Origin of the sequence: Mucilaginibacter rubeus, assembly GCF_014643835.1 — a bacterium.
GTDB classification, from domain to species: domain Bacteria; phylum Bacteroidota; class Bacteroidia; order Sphingobacteriales; family Sphingobacteriaceae; genus Mucilaginibacter; species Mucilaginibacter rubeus.
Map to the genome: position 1 here is coordinate 543,527 of NZ_BMKD01000004.1, position 15,182 is coordinate 558,708.

General features: G+C 42.3%; 15 protein-coding genes. 4 read left to right on the forward strand and 11 right to left on the reverse strand.

All coding sequences use genetic code 11. The features are described 5' to 3' along the window. From IEX80_RS16345 to IEX80_RS16355, 3 genes are all read left to right on the forward strand, one after another. A partial coding sequence (locus tag IEX80_RS16345) for a head GIN domain-containing protein (protein WP_308421697.1) occupies positions 1-709 on the forward strand: 709 nt, incomplete at its 5' end. A gap of 165 nt (positions 710-874) precedes the next feature. After that, positions 875-1,897, forward strand: a complete 1,023-nt coding sequence (locus IEX80_RS16350) for a proline iminopeptidase-family hydrolase (protein ID WP_188833476.1) — start codon at positions 875-877, stop codon at positions 1,895-1,897. A gap of 42 nt (positions 1,898-1,939) precedes the next feature. Beyond that, positions 1,940-2,779 carry a DUF2911 domain-containing protein gene (locus IEX80_RS16355; protein WP_188833477.1) on the forward strand — a complete coding sequence of 280 codons (840 nt, stop codon included), beginning with the start codon at positions 1,940-1,942 and terminating at the stop codon, positions 2,777-2,779. Between the two features lie 221 nt (positions 2,780-3,000). Here the strand turns inward: IEX80_RS16355 and IEX80_RS16360 are convergent, their stop codons facing one another. From IEX80_RS16360 to IEX80_RS16370, 3 genes are all read right to left on the reverse strand, one after another. After that, entirely contained in the window at positions 3,001-3,726 is a 726-nt protein-coding gene (locus IEX80_RS16360; RefSeq protein WP_188833478.1) for a DUF2490 domain-containing protein, read from the reverse strand. A 142-nt stretch (positions 3,727-3,868) separates the two neighbouring features. After that, a complete protein-coding gene (locus IEX80_RS16365) occupies positions 3,869-4,894 on the reverse strand; it encodes a lipid A deacylase (protein ID WP_090534425.1) in 1,026 nt (341 codons plus the stop codon). 10 nt (positions 4,895-4,904) lie between these two features. Next, on the reverse strand, positions 4,905-6,626 hold the full coding sequence (locus IEX80_RS16370; protein WP_188833479.1) for an ArnT family glycosyltransferase: 1,722 nt from the start codon (positions 6,624-6,626) through the stop codon (positions 4,905-4,907). Positions 6,627-6,776: 150 nt separating this feature from the next. Between IEX80_RS16370 and IEX80_RS16375 the strand changes: the two genes are divergently transcribed. Then, complete coding sequence (locus IEX80_RS16375) at positions 6,777-7,256, forward strand: DinB family protein (protein ID WP_188833480.1); 480 nt, start codon at positions 6,777-6,779, stop codon at positions 7,254-7,256. Here IEX80_RS16375 and IEX80_RS16380 read toward each other — a convergent pair. From IEX80_RS16380 to IEX80_RS16415, 8 genes are all read right to left on the reverse strand, one after another. After that, entirely contained in the window at positions 7,253-8,596 is a 1,344-nt protein-coding gene (locus tag IEX80_RS16380) for a hypothetical protein (RefSeq protein ID WP_188833481.1), read from the reverse strand. The genes IEX80_RS16375 and IEX80_RS16380 overlap by 4 nt on opposite strands. Continuing rightward, positions 8,581-10,089, reverse strand: coding sequence for an FAD-binding protein (locus IEX80_RS16385; RefSeq protein ID WP_188833482.1), 1,509 nt, complete (start codon positions 10,087-10,089; stop codon positions 8,581-8,583). The genes IEX80_RS16380 and IEX80_RS16385 overlap by 16 nt, the downstream gene beginning before the upstream one ends. Positions 10,090-10,095: 6 nt before the next feature. Continuing rightward, positions 10,096-10,380 carry a Bor/Iss family lipoprotein gene (locus tag IEX80_RS16390; RefSeq protein ID WP_143020878.1) on the reverse strand — a complete coding sequence of 95 codons (285 nt, stop codon included), beginning with the start codon at positions 10,378-10,380 and terminating at the stop codon, positions 10,096-10,098. Positions 10,381-10,583: 203 nt separating this feature from the next. Next, positions 10,584-11,699, reverse strand: a complete 1,116-nt coding sequence (gene cfa, locus IEX80_RS16395; RefSeq protein WP_176627852.1) for a cyclopropane fatty acyl phospholipid synthase — start codon at positions 11,697-11,699, stop codon at positions 10,584-10,586. Between the two features lie 197 nt (positions 11,700-11,896). Next, the gene (gene recA / locus IEX80_RS16400; RefSeq protein ID WP_090534412.1) at positions 11,897-12,919 is read right to left on the reverse strand and encodes a recombinase RecA; all 1,023 of its coding nucleotides are present in this window, start codon (positions 12,917-12,919) and stop codon (positions 11,897-11,899) included. A gap of 158 nt (positions 12,920-13,077) precedes the next feature. Then, the gene (gene nth, locus IEX80_RS16405) at positions 13,078-13,836 is read right to left on the reverse strand and encodes an endonuclease III (protein ID WP_188833484.1); all 759 of its coding nucleotides are present in this window, start codon (positions 13,834-13,836) and stop codon (positions 13,078-13,080) included. Positions 13,837-14,081: 245 nt separating this feature from the next. Continuing rightward, a complete protein-coding gene (locus IEX80_RS16410; protein WP_090534406.1) occupies positions 14,082-14,276 on the reverse strand; it encodes a hypothetical protein in 195 nt (64 codons plus the stop codon). A 270-nt stretch (positions 14,277-14,546) separates the two neighbouring features. Further along, entirely contained in the window at positions 14,547-15,131 is a 585-nt protein-coding gene (locus tag IEX80_RS16415; RefSeq protein ID WP_090534404.1) for an RNA polymerase sigma factor, read from the reverse strand. Between the last annotated feature and the right edge of the window lie 51 nt (positions 15,132-15,182).

Here is a 15,182-nt window from a genome sequence, read left to right on the forward strand (position 1 = left end):
ATTGGCAGCAGGAACTACAGGTTACGCATCGGCAAAAACAGTAAACCCAATTGTTAAACACGCCGACCAAACCACGCAAGACCGTCATTTATCGGGCTTCAGCGCTATTGACCTGGCAGGCTCTTTTGACGTTTACTTTACACAGGGCTCAAACGAATCGGTAAAAGTTGAAGCGCCTTCAGATGTTATCGACAAGATCATTACCGAAGTGCAGGGCGGTGTATTGAAGATTTACAGTAAAAAAGGCACCAACTGGGATAGCTGGAGCTTTGGCCGCAGCCGTAAAATGATTGTACATGTGGTAGCTAAAGATATGACCAGCATTAACGTTGCCGGCTCCGGCGATGTTTATTTTAAAGAAGGCATCACCACCACCTCATTAAAATTAAAAGTTGTTGGCTCGGGCGATATGCTGGGCAAAGTGAATGCTAAAAACCTGGACAGCAGCATTTCAGGCTCTGGTGATATGAAACTTTCGGGCCGTGCCGATAATTCAAGAGTAAATGTTGTAGGCTCCGGTGATTTTACCGCCCGAGACCTGATCACCATTAACACCGAAGTGCACATAGCTGGTTCGGGCGATGCTACCATCAACGCCAGCAACAAAATTGAAGCATCCGTAAGCGGCTCAGGCGATGTGCATTACACCGGCGGTGCTAAAAATATTTCAAGCTCAAAAGCAGGTAGCGGAGATATCGAGAGGATATAAACCTCACTTATCCTCCCCAAAGAAGCAACCTCTTTAAGTATTTAGAAGCGTCATTGCAATTAATAAAGCAATGACGCTTTTTTTGTATATCCAGTGAAGCTAATTTAGTTAGCTTCTTATTATCTTTATCTAAAATAATCACCTCCACCATTCCTATCGCTAACCATGAAAAAGCTATTCTTCGTCCTGATTGCTGCCTGCTTTTGCGCATGCAACAATCCGTCAAAACCAGGGGCGGATACCGCAACTGAATCATCAAACACTCCTTACGAAATAAAAACCGGCGGGAATAAGCTCATTAAAGTTGCCGGTAAATATAACGTATGGACGAAAAAAGTTGGCGACGGTAAAATAAAAGTGCTGCTACTGCATGGCGGTCCGGGCTTTTCACACGACTATATGGAATGCTTTGAGGATTTTCTGCCGAAGGAGGGCATTGAGTTTTATTATTATGATCAGCTTGGCTGTGGTAATTCGGATGCTCCTGCTGATACCTCATTATGGAACATTCCGCGTTATGTTGAAGAGGTTGAAGAAGTGCGTAAAGGATTAGGGCTTGATAATTTTTACATACTCGGACATTCATGGGGCGGTATGCTGGCTATGGAATATCTGCACAAATACCAATCGCACGTTAAGGGTGCGGTATTATCAAACATGACAGCCGGTATTAAAGGCTATGTTGCCTATGCCGCTGAGTTGAAGAAGAAGTTTTTTACGCCGCGTGATATCACTGTATTTGATTCGTTAGACAGGCTTAAACAATACGACTCGCCTCAATACAACGACCTGTTGATGAATAAACTATATACCCAGGTGATCTGCAGGCTTCCATTAGAGAGCTGGCCCGAACCTTTATGGCGTGCCTTTAAAAAAGCTAATCATACCATATACATACAAATGCAGGGCGTTGACGAGTTTCACGTAACCGGCAATTTTAAAGGATGGGAATTTTGGGACAAACTACAGGATATAAAAAAGCCTACCCTTGTTTTAGGCGGCGTACACGATGAAATGAACCCCGAAGACATGAAAAAAGAAGGTCGCCTGCTGCCCAACAGCCGCACTTACCTGTGCCCTAACGGCAGCCACATGAGTATGTATGATGATCAGCAAAACTATTTCAAAAATCTCATTGCCTTTTTAAAAGATGTTGACGCGGGTACATTCACTGCCGATAAAAAGTAGCACACCAATTATTAATCTTATATAACCACCACACACTTAATCATGAAAAAGTTATTTACCTGTATCATCACGATGATGATCTTTACTGCGGTAAATGTTTATGCGCAGTTAACGCCGCAACCCAGTTCAACACAAAGTATTGTGCAGGATTTCGGCCTCGGCAAAATCAGCCTGGTTTACTCCCGTCCGGATGTAAGAGGCCGTAAAATATTTGGAGGCATGGAACCTTACGGAAAAGTTTGGCGCACGGGGGCCAATTCGGCCACGGTAATTAAATTTACCGACGAGGTAAGTATGGAGGGCAACAAGATCCCGGCGGGCGAGTATGGCCTGTTCAGCATCCCCGGCGAAAACGAGTGGACTATCATCCTTAGCAAACAACCTAAACAATGGGGCGCGTATAACTATAAGGAAGCTGATGATTTTTTGCGGTTTAAAGTAAAAACAGAACACCTTAAGGTTTTAACAGAAACCATGACCCTCGCGTTCAGCAATGTAGCGGCAACTACATGCGATTTGCAGATGATGTGGGAGCATAGCGGTTTCACGATCCACATGACCACCGATATCGATGCCAAAGTAATGGCCCGAATTGACTCGGCCATGAATACAGATAAAAAGCCATACTATGAAGCTTTGATCTATTACTACAACAATAATAAAGATATGGACAAAGCCTTAGCCTGGGCTACCGAATTGGAAAAAGACAAGAACTTTCCGCCGTTTGTGCCCAAACTATGGAAAGCCCGGATCTTATTGAAAAAAGGTGATAAAGCTGCAGCAATAGCTACAGCCCAGGAAGGTGCAAAAATGGCAGCCGATATGAAAACAGATGAGTACGTACGTTTAAATAATGAGTTGATTGCACAGGCGAAGAAGTGATCATTTTAACTCAATATAATCCCCAAACAAAAAAGCCTTGCCAGTGATATTGGCAAGGTTTTTTTGTTGGGAAGTAAGATTCTAAAAAGCTGGGGGTGTGCGATTCCCCTCTTGAGAGGGGTGTAGGGGTGTGTCTCTGCTTTGATAAATCTACAGCAGAAACACACCCCTGCTACCGCTCATTCCTCCGCGCCCCCTCTCAAGAGGGGAATTTTTTGGTCTTAAAATCTCGTATAAAAAGCCAGCTGCGCTACGTGATTTACCACATAAGCATCGGCTTGTTTAATGTATTGATTAAGATAACCAGCTTCGGCGTCAAATGATTTGCTAAAGCGGTAGCCAACCGCTACATAAGCACGGTTTTGATCAAAAAAGTGTTTATTAACTTTATTCTTATTTTGAACGTTTACAAAAGCCTCGTTTTGCAGGGCGAGGAAAGCACCTTCTGTAAACACGTCCGAGTCAGGCTTCATCGGGATCACCGCGCGGGCAAAATATCTGAAACGCTGGGCAAAATACCGATCATTTTTATTAGCAGCGGTATTCCCTAAAAAACGCTGCTCTAACCTAAAACGGTGTGCCAATTGCACATGCTTGGTAAGCTTATGGGTATATGTGTACTGCTGCCAGATACGGTGTTCCGGGCGAAATGTTGTTTCGTTACCTGGAGTGCGGCCATAGGTAGCTATGTAGGCATAACCCAAGGCCCCTACCTTGTTTTTGGCAAAATAATAATTAGCCGAGGGACGAAGCAGGATATGCTTTAGGTAACTTACCTCATCATGCGAGCGCAATTGCCCATCGAACGAATAGCCCCAATGTTCGGATAATTTTTGGCTGTGAAAAATAGCCGCCCAGCCCGAAAACTGGTTGTCTTGTGCCAGCAGCCTTGCAGGTACCGCCAGCAGTAATACTGCAAAAATTAATAGTTGTTTTTTTAATTGCATGGATGATATATATGTGTGTTATAAAGGTTAACATTATTGTAGAGACGCATGTGATGCGTCTCTTTTTGCGACAGAAATTTGCAGGATCTGTCATTTTATTTAAGGCAAAGACGCATGTAATGCGTCTCTACACATAACTTCACTAATCTTTAAACCTCACCAAAGTCTGTCGGCCCAGGTCAACCGTTACCCTGAAGGCTTCCTGGTTGCTGCTGTAGCCCGGTGTTTGGTGCAGGCTTAATATAAATTGTCCTTTTACACGCTTGTATAAAAACGGCGTGTAAATAATATCCAAACGGTTATAAGTTTTCTTTTCAAAAAAGGCATCGCCGTAAATAATATGGCTACCCTGGCCTTTGTAAAATTCATCAAACAAGGCAAAACGTTTCCAGCTTAAATAGGCATTGGCTACAAAGCCGGCAGGTTTATGAAAACCATCAACACCCCTAACCCGCTCAAACGACATCATGCCGCCTGCCTCAATAGATAACGAATCTAAAATGGTTTTATGACTTAAGTCTAAACCTAATCTTATTTGTCCGCCGCCATTGTCCTGGATATGGTCGTTTGGTAAAAGCACCTCGGCGCCTGCATCATGCATCAGCAAAAAATAGTGCGATACATAAAAGGGCCCTGTTAAGCTTGGCCGATATTTGCCCGAAAAGCCGAACAGAAACTGCTCGCGGTCGGTAACGGTTTGGCGGCTTACCCAGTCAATCCAGGCAGTTTCGGTAAAGTGGGCATTATGAAAACGCGTAAGCAAACCCTCAACATTGGGGCGATAGTAGCGCAAAGTATCGTTCAGTAGAGCCCGTGGATAATCGTCCAGCAAACCTTCGCGCGGGAAAGCACCGGCATTGAACAGCCAGTTTTTACCGGTAAAGCTGTAATAGGCAACGGGGTTAACTTTTAAAAAGTATGGTTTTGCACCAAACTCATGAATGCCGTTAACCCCTACAATAAAGTGGTTCACGCTGTCGATATTCAAACCCAGGTCAAGCGCGGTACGTACGCCCGAATAGGTGCGTGAGCGGGCAACAAAATCTTTGTACTCCCGGTTATCCATAAAACCCAAGCCATTAAAATGGATATCAAGACTGCCCTGTGCAAGGGCTGCAGTGGTGGTTATGATCGAAAAAAAGACAAAAAGGTATATCCGTTTAAACATAGTCGATTTATTATTTTACTGTAATGTTGATGCTCTTACTGTTACGTCCGCCAAAAAATGGTTCGGTACGCAATGAAAAAATGAGTTGATATCTGCCAGGCTGCTCCGGTGCTGTTACGTTAAATTTAAAATGAGTGCTTTCGCCCGGCTTTAGGGCAATGTTATGGAATGAATCATCTGCCTTTTGATTAGTGATCTGATCTGTCTTTTTAAAAAAGCAGGCTTCAAAAAATACAGGGTGCTTTTGATTTTTATTACTGAGATCAATAGCGAATGGATAAGGATTTTTAACCGTAAGATCGAAATCTATTTTTTGGCCCGGACTAAGGGCTTCTTTGGGAGCAAGTGTTTCAAATTCAACCCGCTGATAGGTGCGTGTGTCATCCACCCATCCGCCATACCATTTACCGGCAAATACGTTAATGGAATCGGTTGTTACACCGGGCAACCAAACATCCAGTACATAATAAGTTTTTTTATGCTGAACGCTGTCCTCTATAGGCCAGATATCATACTGGGTACGGCGATAATGCCGCGAATCATAGGCAAGCCCACGGGTGGTGTTATTATAAAAATTGTATTTGGACGGATCCTGAAAACCTTCATAAAAAATCACATAATTGTCGCCAGCCTTTTGTTTGATCTGATGCGCCCAATCCTTAAAGCCGAAAAAGCTTTTCATGGCATCGATCTTTAGCAAGAACGGAGGCCCCCAGATAATACAGATACGAACAAGCAAAATCAGGCTGACGTTGATCACCGCCAAACGGTTAAACCAAACAGGTTTGCCTCCCGGCTTAGCAAAACTGATAAGCACCAGCATGCTTAGCGGTACGTAAGCGATAAGCGTCCAATGGAGTTGTACTTCACCTTTAAAGGAGGTAAGAAAAAAGAATGCTAAAATGCCCGCGCTGTTTACGAGCAGGGTGCGGGTGAAAACATCTTGTATCTTAGTTGTAAACCCTTTATAAAAAAGGAACCAGCCAATCAGCGGCCCGGCCATTATCAATTGCCCCAATGGATATAAATAGGTATTATCCAACTGGTAGTCATCGGCCGAACGTTCGCTAAGGTGATAGCTTATTGACGGATAATCGTGGTTTACCTGCCACAGGATATGCGGTGCATACAAAGCCAGCGCCAGCAGCACAATTCCGTAAAAAGACCCTCGCTTAAGCAATTTTATATTAGATACAAGCGTGAAAGCAACCAACAAAATGCCATGGTACTTACTATACAGCAGGCAGGCTATCACCACGCCCAATATAATGGCCAGTTTTAAGCTGTCCTGTTCAATATATTGCTGATAAAAATACAGGAACAGCACCGTGAAAAACAGCAAAGGAGCATCAGGTGTGGTGGTAAAACCATAAATATGGAATACAAAGATGCCCGAAACCACCAGTATAAAGTTGATGACATCAACCCTGTAACGCTTTAACATCATCCACATCAGGTATAAAGATGCAGTTGTGCTGATCACCGTAAAGAGCCTCGCTCCAAATTCATTATGTATGAGACTGTAACCTGCTTTAATGAAAACGGCCACCATAGGCGGATGGTCATAATACCCCCAGTCTAAAAAACGCGAATAAACCCAATAGTAGGCCTCATCCGCATGGATCTCCAGGGTAAATGCCTGTACGGCATTTAGCAAAGCCCACAACAGTAAAAAATAAATTATTGGCTTGTTATATTTTACCGGCGCGCTATTTAAAGAGGTATCCTGCATTAAAATGGATGAGTAAATGAATGGGCAAAGGTATGATAAAAGATATAAGCCATAAAACGTTGGCAACGGCGATGTGATAATTTGACGAAAAACATACCACAATCTTCATAATTTAGCGCAGCTGTAAGGCCTTAACCCATCCAATATAAAATGAAACAAGAATTTGAGGTTATCAAAAAACCGCGCCTGATGCTGTTAAACGTTGTTAAAGATCTTAGCTCCGAACAACTTAACCACATCCCCGCAGGGTTTAATAACAACCTGATCTGGAACCTGGCGCACCTTATTTCGGGCCAGCAAGGTATTTGCTATACCCGCGCAGGTGTACCTATTGTGGTTGATGACAAATACTATACCCCCTACCGTCCCGAAACAAAGCCGCAGAGCTTTATCAATGCTGATGACATAGCCGAAGTTAAAGAGCTGCTTATTTCAACTGTTGATAAAATGGAGGAAGATTACCAGATGGGTATTTTCTCAAACTATCAACCGATGACGACTCGTTATGGTGTTGCCTTGAGCAATATAGAAGAAGCAATCCGTTTTGTGCCATTTCATGATGGCTTGCATACCGGTTACATTATGGCTTTAAAAAGAGTGGTTTTGGAGGAGATGAGTAAGCTGGTTTAGTAAACAATTTTACTAAACGGGATCCCTACCGTTAACCCGATTGCTGTTTTATTGTAAGGCAGTCGGGTATTTTTTAAGGAGTTATTCATGTCCTGAAGCAAAAGTTGTGCTTCAAAATTTACGGCCGGGACTCCTTTTTTATCGATCAATACAATCGGGATGCCGATGATGGAGTTAAGTGCTTTATAAGGCCCCCAATTTTTTTCGATGCGGAAGCAAATGCCAACATGTGAGGTTCCGGGGATATACACCAACTTGCCTGCCGCGAGGGGTGTTATAAAGTTTTTATATTGGCCTATGTACCGGTCGCCTTTATTTATGGTGACGGTATTTGTTCCATCCAGTCCCTGTGCCCCTGTTACATCAGCACTAAATAAGGAACCGCTTTGTACCGCGTTATTCACAAAACCTTTACCGGCAAAAGTTAAAAAGAACCTGCCCAATTTGGGGCTTTCCCAGAAACGGGTATGACTTACAAATAATTCGAGCGGGTAGTTATAATGTTTGTTAACCTGTGTATTAACATCATTGCTTACCATAAATTTTTGTGGGATAACCGGGATATAAACGCCCAGGCTTGTCCAGTTATCGGTTATCAGGTCATAATTGCCTGTATTGACCAATAGTTCTGATTGCTGTTCAAAAAATTGTTGCAAATAATCTGCCCGAAGCGAAGCATAAAAGGTTTTGCGGAGTTTGCTTTTAACCTGAGTTAGATTCTGGCCCGGTACCTCCTCCTGCTTTAAAGCATTAAGAGATTGCTCAAACTCTTCAGCTTTTTTGTTGATACTTTGAGCGATTGTATTTACCATTAATGCCCGGGCAGCATCCATCTCCTTTTTGAAATCACCGTTTGCTATATAATAAGTTTTCGGTTTTCCCATCCAGGTTTTTTGAATGGTAAAACCCAGTTGATTATCATAATACCTGTTAGCACTTTTTGCCGAATATGCGTTGGCGATATTTACCCTTGCTCCTGCTACAACAAATGATCTTACCCAATCATCGCTATCAACCGGTTGGTGAAAATTATGATTGATGCTGATCATCCCTTCGGCGGCATTGATATTAACATAGTTTTTATAGAGGGAAAGATCTTCGTTACCCGAGAGATAAGAACTCATTTTATTTGACAGGAAAATGTTCATGGCCTTGTTGGAGATCAACATTCCCTGTCCGTTACTATTAGGCCAATTGGTTACTTTATTGTTTATCGCTTTTATCTCATCGATGACCTGCCCGGTGGTCTGGGCTTTCAACTTCACCACAAAGCAACATACAAAGAGCAGACAGTATATTACTGCCTTCGCCGGATTTACATATTTCAGGCCAGCCCCCATTGCTGCGTAATTTGATTGGTAAAAACTTTCTGGCAATCGGCATTGAGCAGGGTTTTCCGGGCGTTGATCCACCGGGTGGCTGCATTGCCATACATTCTTTGGATGCGTTGCGGGGTAATTTCGTTGGCTTTGCCCCAATGAAATGTAAAGGGGATATTTTCATGCTCAAGCATCAGCCAAACCTGGGTATAAAAGTTATAAGCTTTGTCTGATAGCGGTGCATCCAACTCCATAATGCAGGTATGTTCAAACCGGGTAAAGCCCAATGTGGCTTTGGTTTGCTTAACAAACCTGAATGAAAATACACCGCTGAAAGGGCCGATATCTTTATTGATCTTCAACATCAAATCGGCAACCCTTGGCGAAAGCTCTGCCGGGAAACCAATGGCAGAACTCAACAGCTTGCCTCTTAATGTAGTATTGCTAAAAATTTCGCCCAGCGTACCAAAATGGGGATCAGTATTAGTTGTCATGCTGGTATTTAATACCTTGGTAACTACAACCGGAACCAAAGCAGGTACGGCATCAGTTATAGTACCTATAAAACTGGCAGCATCATCTCCCGGACCAATCCCTGCCGCATTATCAACCGGCGGCTGGTAGTTGGTACGATACGGGCGCTTATACATAGTGGTTACAAAGGCCCCCTTGTCCAGATCGTACGGGTTAAGCAGCACCGAAAAATGACAGGGGCGTTCGCTACCGCATGGCAGCTTATCGGTATCGCTAAAATCAAGTGTTGCCATCATACCCTGAAGTTCGGCATCATAAGGTAACCGTTGCACATAAGTTTCTAACAAAAACAGGGGTTCTGTTTCCATTAGTACGCCGTGGATGATACCAAAGCTCCCAAAACTTACCAAAGCGGCATTGAAAAGTTCATCATCCTGTACCAGTTCTGTTTGCAGCAGATCAACAAACCGTTGTGCCACAACAGGAGCCGAAGCCCTTTCCAGCCAAATATGCCTGTCGGGACTTATTACAATATGGAGCCCTACTACAAAATCTGGTGTAGCACCAAAGTCAAACGCCGAGCCGTGAGTTCCTGTACTCACTGCACCAGCTATAGTTTGCCCATTACTGGCACCGGAAGTTTTGAGTGACAAGCCCCTGTTTTTCAGAAATGCGCCAAGCTCCCAGATGCCGTTGCCGCTTTGTGCAAAAAGCAGGTGGTCCTTGTTGCCTGTATAAGCCGGGTTAACCGCAGTATCGGCAACAGTAAACCTGGTGTTAAGGGGTTTGGTATCCAGCATTACACCATCTTTAACGGTGGCTATTTTTGTCCATGACCAGCCTGCGCCTAATGATCGCAATGGGGTACCGGTCTCAATAGCTTCTTTAATCAGGTTTTGAAGCCCTTTGGTAGCGTCATTATAACCTTCAAGGGCATCAAGATTGTCTTCGTTGCCCAATTCATACAGATCTTTAATTTGCTCGGTAAAAGTTTCGTGCCGGTTTTCCCAGCTGCTGACCCCTGTTTTAATAACTTTCATAGCCGCTTATTTGATTACGCCATCTTTGGCGCAAGGTTTACCGCATTTCCACTCTACCCTTGCAGGGCTCCAGATACCTAAGGTTACAACAGTAAGCAAGGAATAACCGAAATTATTCTTCACCGTAACTTCGGCCATACCATTGGAGCCAAGGGAATCACATATAGGAGTAACGATTCGCTTGGGGCTTTGGATAGCCCCCCAAAAAAAGAAGTTTACATTCTGGTGCGATACCTCTGACCCAGCCTGCGCCTTTGTTTCGACACGGGCCGTGTAACAACTGCACAGCATTAATGAGATTAAAACAGAAGGGATAAGCTTCCTATAAAAATACAGGGGCCTGTTCAAACGTGATGGCAACATATTGTATGTATTTTGGAAATTTCCTAAAATACAATAAAGTAAATCCAAATACTTGATTTTCAATTAAGTAAAAACACGTTTATTGAATACGTACTTTTACGTCATTTATTTGATAATGAAAAAGAAGGGGCTTATCTTATTGATTTGTACAATCCCAGATGCTTTGGTTTGGTTAAAACAATATGCCATAAATGGTTTTTTCTTGAGCGGAAGGATGCAGCGCTTGCACTAAGATAGTAGCGCCACATGCGGTAAAAGGTATCACCATATTTAACGCTAAGCTGCGGCCAGCTTTGCTCAAAGTTTTTACGCCATTCCATACAGGTTCGGTCGTAATATACGCCGAAGTTATGCCAATCCTCCAAAATAAATAGGCCCTGCCAGGCCGTTGAGAGCTGTGCTGCAGATGGCAGCATCCCATTCGGAAATATGTATTTCGCAATCCAGGGATCGGTAACTTTAGTTGAGTAATTACCGCCTATGGTATGAAGCAGGCAAATACCGTCATCTGCTAAATTTTCGTTTACCCTTTCCATAAAGATGCGATAATTACGGTAGCCAACATGTTCAAGCATCCCCACAGAAACTATCCTGTCGAATTTTTCGTGTACATCGCGATAATCCTGCACCCTGATCTCCACAGGTAAACCTTTGTTAATCTCCTTTGCAATAATGGCCTGCTCTTCTGAAAGGGTTACACCTATTCCTTTTACGCCATACTTTTCGGCTGCATATTGAAGAAGACCGCCCCATCCGCAGCCTATATCAAGCAAGCTCATGCCGGGTTCCAATTTTAGTTTGCGGCAAATCAGATCAAGCTTAGCTTCCTGGGCCTCATCCAATGTTTGTGCAATTTCCCAATAGGCACAGGAGTATATCATCCGCTTATCAAGCATCAACTCAAAAAGGTCGTTACCAATATCATAATGCTTATGTGCAACCTCTTTAGCTTTTGATTTGGTTTGCTGATTACTAAATTTTGCCTTGAGAAAGTATTTAAGCGTATTTAAGTCGCGCGGGATCATTTTATCAACCCGGTGATACTGGACGCGGAAAAAGAATTCGTCAAGCGCTTCACAATCCCACCAGCCTTCCATGTAGGCTTCCCCAAAACCCAAGGACCCTCCTGCCAGCACACGATCATACAATTTAGGATTGTGTACCTGTAAGTCCCATGAGTTATTGCCATTCACGGTAATACCACCTGAAGCAAACATATTTGTAACAATCTCTTTTGATGATCCCATAGCTTTTTCCGGTTTATGTAGTGATAAAGATATTCTTTTTGCGGAAAAACGGGAACAATTGCTAACATAGTACTGCCACGGGTTACGCTGCGCTAAACCCGCGGCAGTTTATATTTTACAAAAAAAGCCTCCTTACAGGAAGCTTTCTTATATATTCATTAAATCACTTTAAAGATTAGTATATAGTATAATCACGATTAAACTTCTTCCATGCTTTCGCCGGTTACCGTTTCTTTAATCTTATTTTCCAACTCTTCCTGTAGCTCTGGGTTATCAAGGATCAGTTGTTTAACAGCATCTCGGCCCTGGCCTAAACGGGTTTCGCCATAGCTAAACCATGAGCCTGCTTTTTTAATAATGTTGTATTCAACACCCAGGTCAATGATCTCACCGGCCTTTGAAATACCTTCGCCAAACATGATATCAAACTCGGCTACACGGAACGGAGGGGCAACTTTATTCTTAACTATCTTAACCTTTACGCGGTTACCGGAAACCTCATCGGTGTCTTTGATTTGGGAGATTCGGCGTACATCCAAACGTACCGAAGCATAAAATTTCAATGCATTACCACCGGTAGTAGTTTCAGGGTTACCAAACATAACACCGATCTTATCGCGCAGCTGGTTAATAAAGATACAGCAGCATCCTGTTTTGCTGATAGTGCCGGTTAGCTTACGTAATGCCTGTGACATTAAACGTGCATGCAGGCCCATTTTTGAATCGCCCATTTCGCCTTCTATCTCGGCTTTAGGAACCAATGCCGCAACAGAGTCGATAACCAAAATATCAATAGCGCCCGAACGGATCAGGTTATCGGCAATTTCCAGTGCCTGTTCACCATTATCAGGCTGGGAGATCAGCAGGTTTTCAACATCCACGCCTAATTTCTTGGCATAAAAACGATCGAAAGCGTGCTCCGCATCAATAAAGGCGGCAATACCACCGTTCTTTTGCGATTCGGCAATGGCATGGATAGCCAAAGTTGTTTTACCTGATGATTCAGGTCCGTAGATCTCAATGATCCTTCCTTTAGGCAAACCGTTAACTCCCAAAGCAATATCAAGCCCTAATGAGCCGGTTGATATTACTTCAGTTTGTTCAACTACGGATTCGCCCAATTTCATGATGGTGCCTTTACCGTATGATTTTTCCAGCTTATCTAACGTAAGCTGTAATGCCTTCAATTTATCAGCGCTATTTTTATCTATGTTAGCCATCGTATTAATTTCTTCAACAAATATAATTACATTTTTTTTAAAAATACTAATTTTTTTAGTAATTTATTTTTATAGTGAATGGTTCATTAAATGAGTAGTTGATTAGGTTAGTATTGGCGAAGATAACCAACTATTCACTTAATCAACTACCCACCTAATCAACCTTTATCCACACTCCGCTTCTTCAACTCTTTATCTATAATATTAAGGGCCTTTTTCTTTTTAGCATCTTTGGCCTTCTTAAGTTTTGCAGCTTCAAGCCTTTGCAGCGCGGCTTCCGTATTATTGCGCTCATAATAGCGACAAAACCACGTTAGCGGACAAATATCGCATTTAGGGCTGCGCGCCAAACAAATATAGCGCCCATGCAATATAAGCCAGTGATGTGCAACACCTATATATTCTTTAGGAATATTTTGGACCAGTTGCCTTTCAACCGCCAACGGGGTACGGGCATTATTAGTTAAGCCAATGCGGTTGGCCACCCTAAAAACATGCGTATCAACAGCCATGGCCGGTTCTTCAAAAATAACCGAAGCGATCACATTGGCTGTTTTGCGGCCTACACCTGGTAATTTTTGCAGATTTTCTATCCCCGAAGGTATTTCGCCGTTAAAAACTTCCACGAGCATTTTGCCCATGCCTACCAAATGTTTGGCTTTATTATTAGGATAACTTACAGACCGGATGTATGCAAAAACTTCGTCGGATGTTGCAGCAGCCAGATCTTGCGGAGTAGGAAAACGCTCAAACAGTGCCGGCGTTACCTGGTTAATCCGTTTATCAGTACACTGTGCCGAAAGTATAACGGCCACCAATAACTGAAATGGATTACTATAGTGCAGCTCAGTAACCGGGTTAGGCTGGTTTTTAGAAAAATAATCAACAAAATGGCGATAGCGTTCGGCTTTTAACATTTTTAGTTCATGGTTGATAGTTCATGGATCATGGCTCAAGCACCCAGCTTAACGCAATGGCGATCCTGTCCAAAAGTATAGATATTCACAACAATAAAAAACCATGAACTATGATCCATCAACCATAAGCCATCTTAAAATAGAAAGGTTCATAAATCACTTATTGGGTTTTGGTTTTTCGATTCGCATCGGTAACCTTTTCAACAATCATGATCTATGAACCAGTGGGGAATCCGCAATAAATACTAACGTAAGCTTTTTGAATAATCCAGGATCTGGTGTATGGTTTGCACTTTTGGTTTCCTGATCAGCAGGTCCAAATCAGCACGAATTGAATTGTAAAAAATCACTTCGTCGGCGTCCAGATTTTCTTGTGCGTTCCTGTTCATTTCAGCTTCGTTAGCTAATGCATTTAACGTTTTTGTAAAGGTTTCATCCATAAGCTTATTTTACTATAATTTTTATATGGTTTATAACGGTGGCTTAAAGATAATATTTTGTTAAATGAAAATTAAATGAAATTTTTATTTAAAGAAATTAGCTGCCGGAAGCTATGAATTACGTTATTGCAACAGTAAATAACTTTATATCAGCAACTAATGAAACAATATCAGAATTTTATACAAAAAATAAGGTTAGAATATTATTATCCAGTTTAACCTAAACAATAATATTCTAACCTTTTATTGCTAAACTCTTATACTGAAAAACTAATTTTTCAGGCTAAGCTCTTTGCTCTGCATCATTTTGCGGAGGTTATTAAGGGCATAGCGCATACGGCCAAGGGCGGTATTGATACTAACATCGGTAATATCGGCAATCTCTTTAAAACTCATATCACCAAAGTGGCGCATAATAAGCACCTCCTTTTGTTCGGATGGAAGCAGCTGGATCAGTGCTTTAAGATCTTTATGGGTTTGATCCCTAACCATCTTGTCCTCGGTACTTTCGTCATAATTACCAAGCACTTCAAAAATATCGAAATCATCGCCATTGCTGATCATAGGCGCACGTTTTTCACGGCGAAAATGGTCAATCACCAGGTTATGTGCAATACGGGTTACCCAGGGCAAAAATTTACCTTCTTCATTATATTTACCGGCTTTAAGGGTGTTTATCACCTTTATAAATGCATCCTGAAAAATATCTTCGGCAAGGTATTCGTCTTTTACCAGCAAGTAAATAGAAGTATATATTTTTGATTGGTAACGCCTTATCAATTCTACTAAACCGGCTTCGTCGCCAGCTACATATAGATGGATTAGATCCTGATCACTCTTCAATTGAAAATCCATAGAAAGTACTACTTAAAACTTAATTTTTAGTTAAAACCTTTTAAAGTAAAG

Bases quoted from the DNA above. Each gene is read 5' to 3' on its own strand.
- IEX80_RS16380 (WP_188833481.1), bottom strand. From the start codon at position 8,596: ATGGGGGCTGGCCTGAAATATGTAAATCCGGCGAAGGCAGTAATATAC.
- cfa (WP_176627852.1), bottom strand. From the start codon at position 11,699: ATGGGATCATCAAAAGAGATTGTTACAAATATGTTTGCTTCAGGTGGT.
- IEX80_RS16410 (WP_090534406.1), bottom strand. From the start codon at position 14,276: ATGGATGAAACCTTTACAAAAACGTTAAATGCATTAGCTAACGAAGCT.
- IEX80_RS16365 (WP_090534425.1), bottom strand. From the start codon at position 4,894: ATGTTTAAACGGATATACCTTTTTGTCTTTTTTTCGATCATAACCACC.
- IEX80_RS16360 (WP_188833478.1), bottom strand. From the start codon at position 3,726: ATGCAATTAAAAAAACAACTATTAATTTTTGCAGTATTACTGCTGGCG.
- IEX80_RS16350 (WP_188833476.1), top strand. From the start codon at position 875: ATGAAAAAGCTATTCTTCGTCCTGATTGCTGCCTGCTTTTGCGCATGC.
- IEX80_RS16390 (WP_143020878.1), bottom strand. From the start codon at position 10,380: ATGCTGTGCAGTTGTTACACGGCCCGTGTCGAAACAAAGGCGCAGGCT.
- IEX80_RS16375 (WP_188833480.1), top strand. From the start codon at position 6,777: ATGAAACAAGAATTTGAGGTTATCAAAAAACCGCGCCTGATGCTGTTA.
- nth (WP_188833484.1), bottom strand. From the start codon at position 13,836: ATGTTAAAAGCCGAACGCTATCGCCATTTTGTTGATTATTTTTCTAAA.
- IEX80_RS16415 (WP_090534404.1), bottom strand. From the start codon at position 15,131: ATGGATTTTCAATTGAAGAGTGATCAGGATCTAATCCATCTATATGTA.
- IEX80_RS16370 (WP_188833479.1), bottom strand. From the start codon at position 6,626: ATGCAGGATACCTCTTTAAATAGCGCGCCGGTAAAATATAACAAGCCA.
- IEX80_RS16355 (WP_188833477.1), top strand. From the start codon at position 1,940: ATGAAAAAGTTATTTACCTGTATCATCACGATGATGATCTTTACTGCG.
- recA (WP_090534412.1), bottom strand. From the start codon at position 12,919: ATGGCTAACATAGATAAAAATAGCGCTGATAAATTGAAGGCATTACAG.
- IEX80_RS16385 (WP_188833482.1), bottom strand. From the start codon at position 10,089: ATGAAAGTTATTAAAACAGGGGTCAGCAGCTGGGAAAACCGGCACGAA.